The 14,452-nt window shown below is 55.8% G+C and carries 13 protein-coding genes, 3 pseudogenes and 1 riboswitch; of the genes and pseudogenes, 11 read left to right on the forward strand and 5 right to left on the reverse strand.

The annotated features are described in order from the left end of the window. The first annotated feature begins 13 nt into the window (after positions 1–13). The 5 genes and pseudogenes from baeR to yegS all read left to right on the forward strand — a co-directional run bounded on the left by baeR (position 14) and on the right by yegS (position 4,572). Positions 14–721: an envelope stress response regulator BaeR gene (gene baeR, locus JGC47_RS10755; RefSeq protein WP_004158359.1), complete on the forward strand. Its 708-nt coding sequence runs from the start codon at positions 14–16 to the stop codon at positions 719–721. A 165-nt stretch (positions 722–886) separates the two neighbouring features. Next, positions 887–1,768: pseudogene (locus tag JGC47_RS10760) on the forward strand (U32 family peptidase C-terminal domain-containing protein); the annotation flags it as partial. Positions 1,769–2,065: 297 nt separating this feature from the next. Then, the gene (locus tag JGC47_RS10765; protein WP_004158364.1) at positions 2,066–2,476 is read left to right on the forward strand and encodes a type III secretion system chaperone family protein; all 411 of its coding nucleotides are present in this window, start codon (positions 2,066–2,068) and stop codon (positions 2,474–2,476) included. Positions 2,477–2,750: 274 nt separating this feature from the next. Next, positions 2,751–3,494, forward strand: coding sequence for a hypothetical protein (locus JGC47_RS10770; RefSeq protein WP_004164447.1), 744 nt, complete (start codon positions 2,751–2,753; stop codon positions 3,492–3,494). A gap of 175 nt (positions 3,495–3,669) precedes the next feature. After that, the gene (gene yegS / locus JGC47_RS10775) at positions 3,670–4,572 is read left to right on the forward strand and encodes a lipid kinase YegS (RefSeq protein WP_004158375.1); all 903 of its coding nucleotides are present in this window, start codon (positions 3,670–3,672) and stop codon (positions 4,570–4,572) included. A 133-nt stretch (positions 4,573–4,705) separates the two neighbouring features. Here the strand turns inward: yegS and thiD are convergent, their stop codons facing one another. From thiD to JGC47_RS10795, 4 genes are all read right to left on the reverse strand, one after another. Further along, on the reverse strand, positions 4,706–5,506 hold the full coding sequence (gene thiD, locus JGC47_RS10780; RefSeq protein ID WP_004158377.1) for a bifunctional hydroxymethylpyrimidine kinase/phosphomethylpyrimidine kinase: 801 nt from the start codon (positions 5,504–5,506) through the stop codon (positions 4,706–4,708). Continuing rightward, positions 5,503–6,294 (reverse strand): hydroxyethylthiazole kinase, encoded by a 792-nt coding sequence (thiM, locus tag JGC47_RS10785; RefSeq protein WP_004158379.1) that lies wholly within the window; start codon positions 6,292–6,294, stop codon positions 5,503–5,505. The genes thiD and thiM overlap by 4 nt, the downstream gene beginning before the upstream one ends. Before the next feature lie 34 nt (positions 6,295–6,328). Next, a riboswitch (TPP riboswitch) is annotated at positions 6,329–6,430 on the reverse strand. Positions 6,431–6,689: 259 nt separating this feature from the next. Beyond that, positions 6,690–6,899: a hypothetical protein gene (locus JGC47_RS10790; protein WP_004158384.1), complete on the reverse strand. Its 210-nt coding sequence runs from the start codon at positions 6,897–6,899 to the stop codon at positions 6,690–6,692. 389 nt (positions 6,900–7,288) lie between these two features. Further along, entirely contained in the window at positions 7,289–7,840 is a 552-nt protein-coding gene (locus JGC47_RS10795) for a chorismate mutase (protein WP_004158387.1), read from the reverse strand. Positions 7,841–8,158: 318 nt separating this feature from the next. On the opposite strand from JGC47_RS10795, the gene JGC47_RS10800 reads away from it, so the two are divergent. Further along, on the forward strand, positions 8,159–8,581 hold the full coding sequence (locus JGC47_RS10800) for a GNAT family N-acetyltransferase (RefSeq protein WP_004158389.1): 423 nt from the start codon (positions 8,159–8,161) through the stop codon (positions 8,579–8,581). A gap of 35 nt (positions 8,582–8,616) precedes the next feature. Beyond that, on the forward strand, positions 8,617–8,862 hold the full coding sequence (locus JGC47_RS10805; protein ID WP_004158391.1) for a hypothetical protein: 246 nt from the start codon (positions 8,617–8,619) through the stop codon (positions 8,860–8,862). Positions 8,863–8,900: 38 nt separating this feature from the next. Here the strand turns inward: JGC47_RS10805 and apbC are convergent, their stop codons facing one another. Continuing rightward, positions 8,901–10,013, reverse strand: coding sequence for an iron-sulfur cluster carrier protein ApbC (gene apbC / locus JGC47_RS10810; RefSeq protein ID WP_004158393.1), 1,113 nt, complete (start codon positions 10,011–10,013; stop codon positions 8,901–8,903). Positions 10,014–10,194: 181 nt separating this feature from the next. On the opposite strand from apbC, the pseudogene metG reads away from it, so the two are divergent. The 4 genes and pseudogenes from metG (at position 10,195) to cdd (ending at position 14,375) form a co-directional block, all read left to right on the forward strand. Further along, a pseudogene (metG, locus tag JGC47_RS10815) lies at positions 10,195–12,224 on the forward strand (methionine--tRNA ligase). A gap of 60 nt (positions 12,225–12,284) precedes the next feature. After that, positions 12,285–12,680 (forward strand): CidA/LrgA family protein, encoded by a 396-nt coding sequence (locus JGC47_RS10820; protein WP_004158399.1) that lies wholly within the window; start codon positions 12,285–12,287, stop codon positions 12,678–12,680. Then, positions 12,673–13,365 (forward strand): annotated as a pseudogene (locus tag JGC47_RS10825) (CidB/LrgB family autolysis modulator). The gene JGC47_RS10820 and the pseudogene JGC47_RS10825 overlap by 8 nt, the downstream one beginning before the upstream one ends. Before the next feature lie 125 nt (positions 13,366–13,490). Further along, entirely contained in the window at positions 13,491–14,375 is an 885-nt protein-coding gene (gene cdd, locus JGC47_RS10830) for a cytidine deaminase (protein WP_004158401.1), read from the forward strand. Positions 14,376–14,452 lie beyond the last annotated feature (77 nt).

A 14,452-nucleotide genomic window follows, 5' to 3' on the forward strand; every position in this document is an offset into this window, starting at 1 on the left:
CCGGGCTGACGAAATGAACCAGATCCCCGCCACTCCACTGATTTTAATCGTCGAAGACGAGCCGAAACTCGGTCAGCTTATGATCGACTATTTGCAGGCTGCGAACTACCGCACCCATCATCTGCTGCGCGGGGATGAAGTGGTCGACTGGGTTAAGCAACATGCGCCCGACATGGTGCTGCTGGACCTGATGCTGCCAGCAATGGACGGGCTGTCGGTGTGCCGCGAGCTGCGCCGCTTTTCTGAGTTGCCGGTGGTGATGGTCACCGCAAAAATTGAAGAAATTGACCGCCTGCTCGGGCTGGAGATCGGCGCGGACGACTATATCTGTAAACCCTTCAGCCCGCGTGAAATGGTGGCGCGCGTGAAAACCATCCTCAAGCGCTGCCGGCGCGTTACGGAAGAAACGCTGACTATTTCTCCGCTGCTGATCGATGAAAGACGCTTCCAGGCCAGCTGGGGTGAAAAACCGCTCGATCTCACCCCGGCCGAGTTTCGCCTGCTGAAAACGCTGGCGCAGCAGCCGGGCAAAGTGTTTTCCCGCGAGCAGCTGCTCAATCATTTGTATGATGACTACCGGGTGGTAACCGACCGCACCATTGACAGCCATATTAAAAATCTGCGCCGTAAGCTGGAGTCGCTGGATGCCGAACAGCCGTTTATTCGTGCGGTGTACGGCATCGGCTATCGCTGGGAAGCAGATGGCTGTCGTCTGATCTAGGTCAATTATTGCCGGGCCCCCGCTTTACAATCCCGCGCCCGGGACAGCCGTACGCGCTCATCTGGCTAGTCACCCACCGCTGATGCCGCATTTCGTTGCAGCGTTTGTCCATCCTCACCATTTCTGATCTGATATCAACTGAGAGATTATCTTTAAACCAGCACTGCTTTCTCCGGCCGCTGCCTGCTTTCCGGCTATATTAACAAGCGCGACCCCAATCAGAACGCCTGTACCAACGCCTGCCGCTGGAAATACAACGTGCAGGAAGGCAAGGAAGAGGAGAACGCCCCTATCGAGCAGCGCCCGATAGACCAGCAGCAGGTGAGCCTGTGCCGGCAGTGGCCCGGCGACAAGGTGTTTGTGCTGGAAGAAGCAATGCGGCCCGGTGAATATATGACAGCCTTTGAAGATCGGCACGGCACCTGCATCATAAATCCCAGGATTTACGTGCCGTGGCGCACGTCGAACGCCTCACGCAGATCGGCATCCATCCCTGAAGATTGAAGGTCGAACATCATCGTTCTGCTACTGCGCGCGCACCGCCAGGGTTTATCGCCGTACGATTGACGATGCCGCAGCACGGAAGCCGTTTGACGCTGACCTGCTGACCACGCTGAAAGAACTGGCGCACCGTGGCTATACCGAAGGCTTTTTGCGCCGCCACAGGCATGACAGCAATCGGAATGATGATAGCGGCTATTTCGTTTCTGAGCGCCGGCAGTTTGTCGGCGAACGCCGGCCAGCGCCGTGGCCCGCTGGCACAGGTGGACGTAAAAAATAAGTTCAGCGAGGGTGACAGTCTTGAATTGATGGCGCCGGCTGGGAATATGCATTTTACGCAGCAAGGAATGGAGAGCGGGGAGGCGCGGCAAACGGAGGTGGCTTCTGGTAACGGCCGTCTGATATGGCTGCCGCTGCCTGAAGAAGTTGATTTAAGCTGGGCACTGCTGATGCTTAACCTTTCAGGGGGATACCCGCCAGCCCGGGCAACGGAATTTGCAAAAAAAGTTTCGTCAGGTGATTAATGTTAGAATGCGATCACAGTAATACGCTCAGTTTCCTGCCAGAATTCACAGGCTCCTAACGATAAAATCCAAATAGCATAACCATCTGTTCTGAATCGTGTCTGTAAAGGCATGCAGGATGAACGATACTCGTCACATCTTAGGCCCACACGGCTCCCCCGTGCGGGTCATTTCTTTTTCCGCCGTGCCTGACCGAACCTCCCTTTACCGCCGATGCAAATCGACAGCAGCCTGTAGCCGCATTGCCGGTCAGGGAATAAATGGAACCTTCGTTGACTTTTTTTCCACTTAGCGTTTTTAAGCCAACATAAGGTTTTCTATGCGCAATAAAGAGTTTCACTCTCTTTGTGGAGCCATCACAAAGGTATATCAGCCGGCTACATCCCCGCCCGCACACCAGGATGATGACGTCTATCGCCTGACTTTCGACCACGATTTAAGTATGCATTTGATCGGTACGCAGCCTGGTTATATCAATATCGTTGCAACATTCCCGGCTCCGGAGGTCTGGTTTGCTCCTGAAGGAATGGAATCCCTGCTGGCGGAAAACAGCTTTTCACTGACACATCCGGCGGTCATTTTCGGCATGGACAGCAAAAGGAAAAAACTCGTTATCTCCACTCGCCAGCCTTTAAACGAGCTGAAGGAGGAAGGCGCCGTCAAACTGTTCCAGAAAGTTTTTCATCTGGCGCACGGGATGTACCGTGGGGAAGTCACGCAACCCGGGTAACTGACTGCCAACAATAATCGCCTCCCCTGAGATGAGTAAAATGCCTTCAAGGCATAATCTGATTTTGATACATAAGACTGATTTGATTTTTTCAACACCAACAGGAGAACCCATGCCAAATTTCCGCATATTCGGAGGAAGCTCATCCTCCGCATCTTACAATGCCATTGTTGAACATTATGAAACGGACAGCAAAGTTCACGAAACGCACAGCGCAAGTTCATTAGGACTTTCAGGCTAACAGCATCGTGAAGTTGTGGTGAGTTCAGGAACCATGTCTGCGCTAGCCGATGCCAGCTGGGCTAATCGCGTGGTGAAGAATGTGCTGCCGCATGGTGCAGGCAACCAGCAACACTCGATTCATGCCACTTCAGGAGAGAGTTGGGCGAGGATGCACCTCGGCTACGAAAAATACTCGGGAGGCGGGATAACCAATCACCTTAAGCGGGCGCAAAAGTTCCAGGGGGGCAACTGTTCCGTACATGCGTCAATCGCAGCGGCGGCGCTGAAAAGTAAAGGCGTCGATCGGCCTATATGCCGCATGCGCATTCGCCTGCCGGAAGATAACAGTCACGAATTTGTCATGCTCGGGGATCATCGTGAGCCACATTTCGGGGAACGCAATACGGTAGTGGTCGATGCCTGGCCCGCGCATCCCAGCGCCAGCACCCTTGACCAGACGGTGCTGCATGACGCAAGCAGAGGGACGCATATGGCGCTAACCGACCTGATGGGTCAATACCGCAATGAAACCTGGGATGTGTCTGATACGGCCAGCCGCAGTGATATGGCCTTATTGCGAGATGTTAAAGTACTGAACAGCGATAAGTTGCAGAAAAAACTGCGGGAACAGGGATTACCAGCGCTTCATTCTGCAGATCTGGTGAGTCACGCGTTAAACGATGACTCTTTCGGCTCATTCGACGTCAGGGTTAATACTGACCCCAGCACCACTTATACCCGCGACAGCCAGTATTATGGCAGAAGTTTTGATTATCTTTTCAACGACCATCACTGAAGCTGAAAAACAGGCGGTGAAAAATCCCTTAAGCGGCGGCGGCGGCATTTGCCACGCATTCATGCCCGTGTAACAAACAGGAGTAACCCGGGCTTCCTTTTCCCCTGGGTTACTCAACGACGGCAAGGTATGCTATAGATCGATGCAAACTGCCATTGCCTTCAGGGAACACAATATGGAAACACATTCAGTGACGCTGGCGATCCTAAACGGCAAAAACGCAGGCAATGAAGAGCTGCGCCAGGCCATTTCTACCCTGCGTGAAGAAGGATTCAGTCTGCAAGTGCGCGTCACCTGGGAACATGGCGACGGCGAGCGCTACGTCCGCGAAGCGGTAAAACTTAACGCAGCCACGGTGATTGCCGCCGGCGGCGACGGCACGATCAATGAGGTCGCCACCGCGCTGGCGGGTATCGCACCAGAACATCGTCCGGTGCTGGGGCTGGTACCGCTCGGAACCGCCAACGACCTCGCCAGCAGCGCCGGAATTCCGCTGGAGATGGAAAACGCCCTTCGTCTGGCGATACTTGGCAAAGCAATGCCGATCGATCTCGCGCGGGTTAATCAGGATCGCTACTTTATTAATATGGCGACCGGTGGATTCGGCACGCGCATCACCAGTGAAACGCCGGAAAAACTGAAATCGGCGCTCGGGGGCGTCTCCTATCTTATTCATGGCCTGACGCGTATGGATACGTTGAAAGCGGACAGCTGCACGCTGGAAGGGCCGGACTTCCACTGGCAGGGCGATGCGCTGGTGATCGGCATCGGTAACGGACGCCAGGCCGGAGGTGGCCAGCGCCTGTGCCCGACCGCACTGATCAACGACGGCAAACTGGAGGTGAGCATCGCCCCCTCACAGGATCTGCTGCCCACGCTGATGCACAAACTGACCCGTGGTGGGGACGAAAATCCTAATCTGGTTTCCGCGTCCCTGCCGTGGTTGACCATCCGCGCACCGCACGAGATGACGTTTAATCTCGACGGCGAGCCGCTGAGCGGCACCGAGTTCCATATTGAGGTGCTGCCCGCCGCTTTGGAATGCCGTTTGCCGCCGTCCTGCGAACTGCTGGCGTAATCAGTGACTGACAGTGCGCATTATACCCTGCTTATCGCCCGGCTTCTGTCCCCCCGCCGGGCAAACTCTCCCGGTTAGAGAACCAGCCCACGCTTTTTCAACCTGTTTACAGGTTCTCGCTATCACTGGGAACCTACCACCACTGATAAAAATGATGAACCGGCCCCTGTCCGTGGCCAACCTCCAGCGAGTCCGCGTGCATCAGCGCGCCCTGTAACCACTGTTTGGCTGCCTGTACCGTATTTGCCCAGTTATCATGGCGTGGGCGCAGCGCCGCCAGCGCCGCCGACAGCGAACAGCCGGTGCCGTGCGTATTGCACGTGGCGATGCGCGGCGTACTGAAGCGCTGTTCGCCTTCCGCCGTGAACAGCCAGTCCGGGCTTGCCGAATCGCTAAGATGGCCTCCCTTCATCAGCACTGCCCGGCAACCCAGCGCCAGTAGCGCCCTGCCCTGTTCCCGCATTTGCGTTTCATCCCCCGCCTGGGCGCAGTTAAGTAATGCCGCCGCTTCAGGCAAATTGGGCGTGATCAGCGAGACCAGCGGCAGCAGCCGTTCGCGCAGCGTGGCGACGGCCCCGGCGCAGAGTAACGCATCACCGCTCTTTGCCAGCATCACCGTGTCCAGCACCATCCAGGGCGCGCTGGTTTTTTTCAGCCGCTGCGCCACCACTTCAACGATGTCACTGTCCGCCAGCATGCCGATCTTGATGGTGTCAATACGCACGTCAGACAGCACTGAATCCAGCTGCGCACCGACAAAATCGGCATCGACGCGCCTGACCGACTGTACGCCGCTGGTATTTTGCGCCACCAGCGCGGTGATCACGCTGGTGCCGTAGACGCCCAGCGCGGAGAACGCTTTCAGATCGGCCTGAATGCCCGCGCCGCCGCTTGGGTCAGTTCCGGCAATGGTCATGGCATTGATACGTTTCATGCCAGCGCCTCCGCATCCAGCTGAAACAGCGCATCCAGCAAGGCCGGGATAAAGCTCCCAGGCCCCCGCGCCTGTGCCGCAGCACGTTCCCCGGCCAGGGAAACCAGCCGACAGGCGCTGGCAACATGCATCAGGCGGTCGCCCGTCAGCGCGGTAAAGCCGGCCACCGCCGCCGACAGCGCACAGCCGGTGCCGACCACCCGCGTCATCAGCGCAGAACCGCCGCCAATGCGCAGTAGCCGCTGGCCATCCGTGACGAAATCCACCTCGCCGGTGACGGCAACCACCGCGCCGCTTTCCCGCGCCAGCGCGCCAGCCCAGGGTAGTGCCGCGCCCGAATCATGCTGGCTGTCAACGCCGCGTCCGCTGACGGATTGTCCGGCCAGCGCCATAATTTCAGAGGCGTTACCGCGGATAGCGGCGGGTTTCAGCTGCAGCAGCTGCTGGCAGAAGCGCGTACGGAAATCCAGCACGCCGACCGCCACCGGATCCAGCGTCCAGGGGCGTCCGGCGGCATTAGCGGATGTGACCGCCGCCATCATCGCCTCGCTACGCGCGTGCGTAAGCGTACCGACATTGATCAGTAGCGCATCGGCTATCGCGCTGAACTGCGCGGCTTCTTCAGCATCGATCACCATTGCCGGAGACGCGCCCAGCGCCAGCAGCAGGTTGGCGGTAAAGGTGTGCACCACATCGTTGGTCATACAGTGAATCAGCGGAGGTTGCTGGCGAAACAGGATCAAAGAACGGGCCACGTCGGCGTGGTGAAGGGCTTGAGGTTGGATCATTTCGGCTCCCAACCGGCGATCAAGAAGGCGATGCCGGGTGGGCATCTGACTTCCCTCCGCTGGCATTATCCAGTTCAGGTGCAACGGGTATTTCTCAGCCGGTTCCTGTTAAGGAACGGCACCCCGAGTCATTGGTCACGCTTATTAGTGGGTTAGCATAGGGAAGTGACTGGCTGAAGGCAAGCAGCAAAACGGCATATCCGGCCCGGGCAACCCGGCTACTGCCGTGCTGTAAGCCCGGCTATCACGCTAAAAAAAAGGTTACCTTTGAACGATCAGTCCAGGTTTGAAATGACGGCCGCGGGCTGAAAAGATCAATGACCTGCCGCATGATTGCTACGACATACACATCATCATTCATCCTTACAGCCACGCCGGGTGAGAAATTTGCAATCTTAATCAAGTCGATTTTTGTTCTCTTTGACGTACGGGTGAAAATCCGCATGTTTAAGACGGGTTTGCTGTAGCGCGGCTTTACGCTCAGTCCCCATGGTTCGCAGCGTTTCCCGGTTCATAGCCGTTTCCCGCTTATCGACTTTCCTCGCGTGGTAGTTCATTTCGTGATCTTCGGAAAAATTGACGTAGTCATGATCGTTTATTGGCATAGCAATACCTTTATTTTTAGTGAATTGACAAAGTTAACAGCCAATGACCTACAGATAAGAATTATCTTACCTCATAAGAAATTTATCTCTATTCTTCCGGGAAAAAGATGATCTGGAACAAATAATGTTGATGTGAGTATTCGAAGGCTGTCAGAGCAGAATTATATCTTGAGCAGGTAAAATGATCGGCGATAAGGGCGGATAAGCAGGATTAACAGGACCAGGCCGGGAACGAAAGTGCCTGTTTCGCCAGCAGCTGTCACGCAACGAAGAGCCATAACGCGGTTTGGGCATCATTCCCCATGCCTTTAACCGCGCCTGGGTATCGGCACGGCTGTCACAACCGGGATAGATCCGGTTCCTGTGAAGCGGTGCCGACCTGGAAAAAACTACTTAACTGGCTTGTGCAAGGTAATTTGCTGCAAAGCCTGCCACAAGCGGGTTTTATCACTGTCTTTTAAGTTGGTTTGCTCAAGCCCTTGCATAAACGCGGTTTTGTCGGTAAACCGCTCGCCTTTGCTTAATCGTTGACTGATATGAGTCAGAATATCGGTGCTCAGGACGCTGATTTTTGATCTCACCTGCTCCAGTGGCTGTGGTTGCCACCCTGTTTGCGCTTCGGATAGCCAGTCAGCCCGGTAGCGATATTGAATCGCCTTGGCAGCATCCATTTGCGCTTGTATAAAAGGTTTTACCGACTCGCCATCCAGCCCGAGCTTTACCGCTAAGACCACCGAGCCGGAGAGAACTTTGGCCTCCTGAGAGAGATCTTCAATAGCAAGATGGTTGTTCGCTTTGTATCCTGCCACATCCTTCATGTAGGACAACCGCTGGTTGATCAAAGCGGCCACATCATCTTTTTGGGTTAACGTCGCCATTCCCGTTGCCGAGAAAAGCAGCCCTGCCAAAAGCAACAGCCCCATTGGTGCTTTATTACTCATTTACTTTCACCTCTTCGGTCAATCGCCAGTCGCCATTGCGCACCGGCAATGAATGTTAAATTTTCACAGTCTGTTTTGAAGGATTTGTGGTGTAAGCCACCGTCTCAGTTCCCGTTAAGCGTTGAAATTATATGAAAATGTCGACAGGATAAGAAGGTCGCATTTTGTTCAAGGCGTTTATCCCGCATTGCTGTCCTGCTGCGCTAAGCTGAGATAAACGCTCTCACGACCGCACGCTTTTTTCTTCATCGACTTTAACGGTTTTGAGATAAACTTTGCGGCGTTGCCGTACGGCGTATTGATGTCAGGAGTCTCGTTTTGAAAATCCGCCCTTTTAAAGAAGCCGATCGTCCGTTTCTGCGCACGCTCTTTCTCGCCGCGCGTAACACTAACTGGACCTGGTGCGATGCCAGCGAATGGCAGCTGGAAGACTTCGATCGCGTCACGCTGGGCGAACGGGTACTGGTGGCAGAGGACCAGGGCCACCGCGTTGGTTTCGCCGCCGTGCTGGATAACGATAATTTCCTGCACAGCCTGTTTATCGACCCTGCATACCAGGGCAGCGGCGCTGGCAGCGCGTTGCTTCAGGCGGTGCAAAGCAGCTTTACCTCGACCGGCGCGCTCAAATGCCAGACGGAAAATCTGCGCGCACAAAGTTTTTATAAAAAGCACGGCTGGCGGGTGGCGGCACAGGGGCAAAGCGATCAGGGCGAATATCTGTTGATGCACTATGTGCTTTAATAGCGCTTTCTAAATGACAGAAGGGACAGTTGACGATGAACAGACTGCTTCATGAACAGGCTGGCGTGAGCAAGATCGCCTGGGAGATGCTGCAATACCTGCAGCGTATCGCGCGTGGCGATAGCACATTTACCATCCAGGACACCCTGCTTAATCACCGCTGCAACGTCACGCCGGATAATGACTTTACCCTGCTCAATCAGCTGTTCGACGCCGGAAAGATTGACTACGACTACTCAATGGTGGACGGTTTCCAGCAGCGGCTGGTTCGCCTGGTGTAACGGCCGCGGGGAAAACACCGGCCGCGTAACAGGGAAGATTACAGTGCACGAAAGGCAATATCTTCCGGGATAACGTTGCCCTGCCAGTAAAGCCGGGCGGAAACCTCTATTGCCAGCTGGCGGTAAAGCCCGGTGAATTCGCTGTCCGGGCGGTGAATGACCGTTGGTTCACCGTTATCCAAATCTTCACGCAGGCTGATATGCAGCGGCAGTTGAATGAGCAGGCGGGTATGATACTGCTGCGCCAGTTTTTCCGCGCCGCCGCTGCCGAAGACAGACTCCTGATGACCGCACTGGCTGCAAATATGCACGCTCATATTCTCCACCACGCCCAGAACCGGCACGTTGACCTTCTCAAACATCACTATGCCCTTGCGCGCATCGATCAGCGCAATGTCCTGTGGCGTGGTGACCACCAGCGCCCCGGTCACCGGCACGTTTTGCGCCAGCGTCAGCTGTATATCGCCGGTGCCCGGCGGCATATCAAGCACCAGATAATCCAGTTCCGGCCATAATGTCTCATTCAGTAGCTGCATGAGTGCTTTACTGGCCATCGGGCCGCGCCAGACCATGGCATTATCTTCGGTTACCAGATAGCCAATCGAGTTAGTTGCCAGCCCGTGCACGACAATCGGAGCCATATGTGTACCGTCCGGCGAGGTCGGGCGCTGGTCATTGGTGCCTAACATATCCGGGATTGACGGGCCGTAAATATCCGCATCCAGCAGGCCGACTTTCGCCCCTTCCGCCGCCAGCGCCAGCGCCAGGTTAACCGCCGTGGTGGATTTGCCCACTCCCCCTTTGCCCGAGCTGACGGCAATGATGTTTTTCACCCCGTTAACGCCGGGACGATTTTTTACCCGCTGCAGCGTTGCCACGTTCAGCGTTAAGCGCCAGCTAATTTCCCCGGCCCCGGTCAGACGCAGCAGTTCAGCGCTGACCTCGTCTTTCAGCTGTTCAAACGGGCTTTGCCAGACAAACGGCATACTCAGTTCGATGTGCAAACGGTTGTCGATCAGCGCACAGTGATGCAACGCTTTCAGCCTGATGAGATTATGCTGCAGGCTGGCGTGCTCAAATGTGGCCAGCACATTCATAACGATAGCGCGTAACGCTTCGGGTGTATGTGGCTGCCGGGAGGATAGCATCATCGGGTTTCCTTGATCTCGCGGGTTGTTCAGCGGCTACGGGTGGTTAAGCATATCAGATCTGGCTTGCCTCACGTACCTTAAGGGTAAAATCCCCCACCGCCTGAACACCTTGTTTACGCCGGGTCGGGCAATCGGTTACCATCTAAACCCCTTTTTCTACAGGTATGAGCTAAGTCTTACTATGACTCAAGTCGCGAAAAAATATTGGTAACGTGCGCCCTGCCGTACGCAAATGGTTCCATTCATCTCGGCCACATGCTCGAGCATATCCAGGCCGATATTTGGGTCCGTTACCAGCGAATGCGCGGCCACCAGGTTTATTTCATCTGTGCGGATGATGCACACGGTACGCCCATCATGCTGAAAGCTCAGCAGATCGGCATTGCCCCAGAGCAGATGATTGCAGACATGAGTCAGGAACATCAGACTGATTTTGCCGGCTTTGATATCAGCTATGACAACTACCACTCCACGCACAGTGAAGAGAACCGTGAACTGTCTGAACTTATCTATACCCGGCTGAAAGAGAACGGTTTTATCAAAAACCGCACGATTTCCCAACTTTACGATGCGGAAAAAGGCATGTTCCTGCCGGACCGTTTTGTTAAAGGCACTTGCCCGAACTGTAAATCACCGGATCAGTACGGCGATAACTGTGAAGTCTGTTCTGCCACCTACAGCCCGACCGAGCTGATCGAGCCGAAATCGGTGGTATCCGGCGCAACTCCGGTGCTGCGTGATTCGGAACACTTCTTCTTCGATCTGCCAGAGTTCAGCGCCATGCTACAGGCCTGGACCCGTTCCGGCGCGTTGCAGGAGCAGGTGGCCAACAAGATGCAGGAGTGGTTCGAATCTGGCCTGCAGCAGTGGGATATCTCGCGCGATGCGCCCTATTTCGGCTTCGAAATCCCCAACGCACCAGGAAAATACTTTTATGTCTGGCTGGATGCGCCCATCGGCTACATGGGGTCATTTAAGAACCTGTGCGACAGGCGCGGAGATATCGACTTTGATGCCTTCTGGCAGCAGGATTCTGACGCCGAGCTTTACCACTTCATCGGTAAAGATATCGTCTACTTCCACAGCCTGTTCTGGCCGGCGATGCTGGAAGGCAGCCAGTTCCGCAAGCCGACCAACCTGTTTGTGCATGGCTATGTCACGGTAAACGGCGCGAAAATGTCCAAGTCACGCGGCACTTTTATTAAGGCCAGCACCTGGCTTCAGCATCTCGATGCCGACAGCCTGCGCTACTACTACGCCGCCAAGCTCTCATCGCGTATTGACGACATCGACCTGAACCTTGAAGATTTCGTCCAGCGCGTCAATGCCGATATCGTTAACAAGGTGGTTAACCTTGCCTCGCGCAACGCCGGTTTTATTAACAAGCGCTTTGCCGGCCAGCTGTCTGCTGAACTCGCCGATCCGGCGCTGTATCAGACATTTGTCGACGCATCCGACAGCATCGCCCGGGCCTGGGCCAGCCGTGAGTTCAGTCGTGCGGTACGTGAAATCATGGCATTAGCTGATGCCGCCAACCGCTACGTGGATGAACAGGCGCCGTGGGTGGTGGCAAAACAGGAAGGGCGTGACGCTGACCTGCAGGCTATCTGTTCAATGGGCATCAACCTGTTCCGCGTGCTGATGACCTGGCTGAAGCCGGTGATGCCATCCCTCGCCGAACGCGCTGAAGCCTTCCTCAATCAGCAACTGAGCTGGGAAGGCATTGAGCAACCGCTGCTGAACCACAATATTGCCGCGTTCAAAGCGCTGTACAGCCGTATTGAGATGGATAAGGTAAAGGCGCTGATCGCCGCCTCAAAGGACGATGCCGCCGCGGCGAAACCGGCAGTTACCGGCCCGCTGGCAGACGACCCGTTGCAGGAAACCATCAGCTTTGATGACTTCGCCAAAGTGGATTTGCGCATTGCGCTGATTGAAAATGCCGAACTGGTCGAAGGTTCTGACAAACTGCTGCGCCTGACGCTGGATATCGGCGGCGAAAAACGCAATGTCTTCTCCGGCATTCGCGCTGCCTACTCCGATCCGGCGCTGCTGGTGGGCCGCCTGACGGTGATGGTCGCCAACCTGGCACCACGCAAGATGCGCTTTGGCCTGTCTGAAGGGATGGTGATGGCAGCAGGGCCTGGCGGAAAAGATATCTTCCTGCTCAGTCCGGACAGCGGCGCGCAGCCAGGACAGCAGGTTAAGTAATTATTATCTGATATTGGGGCGGCAGCCACTACGCCGCCCCTGACGGTTTCAGGAGCTTACATGCGTTCCGTGCTGCACGTTATCTGGCGATATCTGCGCGCCATGCTGATCATTTATCTCTGTCTGTATGTCGGTCGCGGTGTGGCCATGCTGTTGCCCCTTGCTATCCCCGGCAGTATTCTCGGCATGCTGTTGCTTCTTATCCTGCTTAGCGCAAACATCCTTCCGCTTAGCTGGGTCAAACCCGGCTGCCATCTGCTCATTCGTTATATGGCGCTGCTGTTCGTCCCCATCAGCGTGGGCATCATGGATCATATGGATATCATCAGCGCGCAGTTCGCTCCGATTGTCATCTCCTGCACGGTCGGCACGCTGGTGGTACTGGTGACCACCGCTCTGGTGGCGCAGCGTATGGAGCGCCGCCATCACCAACGCCAGGGAGATAAGGATGAGTGACATCTGGTGGTCGCTGCCGTTAACCGTGCTGGTGTTTCTGGCGGCACGCAGGCTGGCGGCCAGAGTCAACATCGCCATCTGCAATCCGTTATTGATTGCTATGACGGTGATCATTCTGCTGTTAATGCTGCTACAAATGCCCTATGCCCGCTATTTTCAAGGCAGCGTGTTGCTTAACCAACTTCTGCAACCGGCAGTGGTGGCGCTGGCGCTGCCGCTGTACGAGCAAATGCACCAGATCCGCATGCACTGGAAGTCAATTCTCAGTATCTGTTTTATTGGCAGCCTGACGGCGATAATCTCCGGCGGCGCTATCGCATTATGGCTGGGGGCCACACCGCAAATCGCCGCCACTCTGTGACCCAAATCGGTGACCACACCGATTGCGATGGCAGTTTCCGCTACGCTGGGCGGTATTCCGGCCATCAGCGCCATCTGCGTGCTGATAGCGGGCATACTGGGCGCAGTATTCGGCCATATGCTGCTCAATCTGTTGCAGGTACGCAGCAAATTTGCATGCGGGCTGGCAATGGGCAGCGCTTCACACGCGCTGGGCACCGCACGCGCTGCCGAGGTTGATTATCAGCAAGGGGCATTCAGTTCGCTGGCGTTGGTGTTGTGTGGCATTATCACCTCGCTGCTGGCCCCGTTTATTTTCCCGCTGCTGCTGAAGCTTTGCGGGTAAAACTTGCGATAAGTCTCTCATTTTGGTGATGCATTTCATTTATTGCATTGATAGAGCGATTTAGATCACATATAACTGGCTGCCGGCCCGTTGATATGGGCTGCATTCAGCGCAAGAGGCTTACTATGCACCCACGTTTTCAGCCGGCATTTGCCACGCTTCCCCTCCCCTTACAGCACGCGCTGAAACCCCTGCTATCCGCTGCGGACTTTGCCGGGTTTATCAGCGCAGAACAGGCCGTTGCCCTGAAGAAACAGTGTGAATTCAACGACAGCGAACTGGCCTTTGCCCTGCTGCCGCTGGCGGCGGCCTGCGCCGTTGCACCGCTGTCTGGCTTTAGCGTGGGGGCTATAGCCCGGGGCGAAAGCGGCACGTTGTGGTTTGGTGCCAATATGGAATTCGTCGGCGCCACCATGCAGCAAACGGTCCATGCCGAACAGAGCGCGGTCACGCATGCCTGGCTGCGAGGGGAAAACGCGCTGGCTGGCATCACCGTTAATTACACGCCGTGCGGCCACTGCCGCCAGTTTATGAATGAACTGAACAGCGGATCCGGGCTGATGATCGAACTACCGGGCCGCGCCGCCGCCACGCTTGGCCACTATCTGCCGGACTCCTTCGGACCACGCGATCTGGCCATTACCACCCTGCTGATGGACGATGTCGACCACGGCATCGCCCCCCGGGGCGATGCGCTGCAACAGGCCGCGCTGTCTGCCGCCAACCGCAGTCATGCGCCTTACACCGGGGCATGGAGCGGCGTTGCGCTGCAAACCCGCGCCGGAGCCATCTTTGCCGGTCGCTATGCAGAAAATGCCGCCTTTAACCCCAGCCTGCCGCCGTTGCAAGGCGCGTTGAATTTACTCAACCTGGCCGGAGAGGATCTGCACGATATCAGGCGTGCGGTGCTGGCTGAAGCGCCAGGAGCAAAGCTGAGCCAGCAAAACGCCAGCGCAGCACTGCTGGCGGCGCTGGGGTGCCAGGATTTCGTCACCATTCCATTGGGATAAGTGTAAAAAATGGTCTTTAAGACGGCAAAAAGTACCGCATTTGTTTTCAGCTGTTAACAAACGCTGTACTTTCAGAT

Origin of the sequence: Erwinia amylovora, from assembly GCF_017161565.1 — a bacterium.
In the GTDB taxonomy this organism is placed as follows: Bacteria; Pseudomonadota; Gammaproteobacteria; order Enterobacterales; family Enterobacteriaceae; genus Erwinia; species Erwinia amylovora.

What these genes read in the sequence shown, in the direction of transcription:
- thiD (WP_004158377.1), bottom strand. Translation starts at nt 5,506, where the DNA reads ATGAAACGTATCAATGCCATGACCATTGCCGGAACTGACCCAAGCGGC.
- JGC47_RS10805 (WP_004158391.1), top strand. Translation starts at nt 8,617, where the DNA reads ATGAACAGACTGCTTCATGAACAGGCTGGCGTGAGCAAGATCGCCTGG.
- JGC47_RS10765 (WP_004158364.1), top strand. Translation starts at nt 2,066, where the DNA reads ATGCGCAATAAAGAGTTTCACTCTCTTTGTGGAGCCATCACAAAGGTA.
- JGC47_RS10820 (WP_004158399.1), top strand. Translation starts at nt 12,285, where the DNA reads ATGCGTTCCGTGCTGCACGTTATCTGGCGATATCTGCGCGCCATGCTG.
- JGC47_RS10770 (WP_004164447.1), top strand. Translation starts at nt 2,751, where the DNA reads ATGTCTGCGCTAGCCGATGCCAGCTGGGCTAATCGCGTGGTGAAGAAT.
- apbC (WP_004158393.1), bottom strand. Translation starts at nt 10,013, where the DNA reads ATGATGCTATCCTCCCGGCAGCCACATACACCCGAAGCGTTACGCGCT.
- yegS (WP_004158375.1), top strand. Translation starts at nt 3,670, where the DNA reads ATGGAAACACATTCAGTGACGCTGGCGATCCTAAACGGCAAAAACGCA.
- baeR (WP_004158359.1), top strand. Translation starts at nt 14, where the DNA reads ATGAACCAGATCCCCGCCACTCCACTGATTTTAATCGTCGAAGACGAG.
- JGC47_RS10795 (WP_004158387.1), bottom strand. Translation starts at nt 7,840, where the DNA reads ATGAGTAATAAAGCACCAATGGGGCTGTTGCTTTTGGCAGGGCTGCTT.
- thiM (WP_004158379.1), bottom strand. Translation starts at nt 6,294, where the DNA reads ATGATCCAACCTCAAGCCCTTCACCACGCCGACGTGGCCCGTTCTTTG.
- JGC47_RS10790 (WP_004158384.1), bottom strand. Translation starts at nt 6,899, where the DNA reads ATGCCAATAAACGATCATGACTACGTCAATTTTTCCGAAGATCACGAA.
- cdd (WP_004158401.1), top strand. Translation starts at nt 13,491, where the DNA reads ATGCACCCACGTTTTCAGCCGGCATTTGCCACGCTTCCCCTCCCCTTA.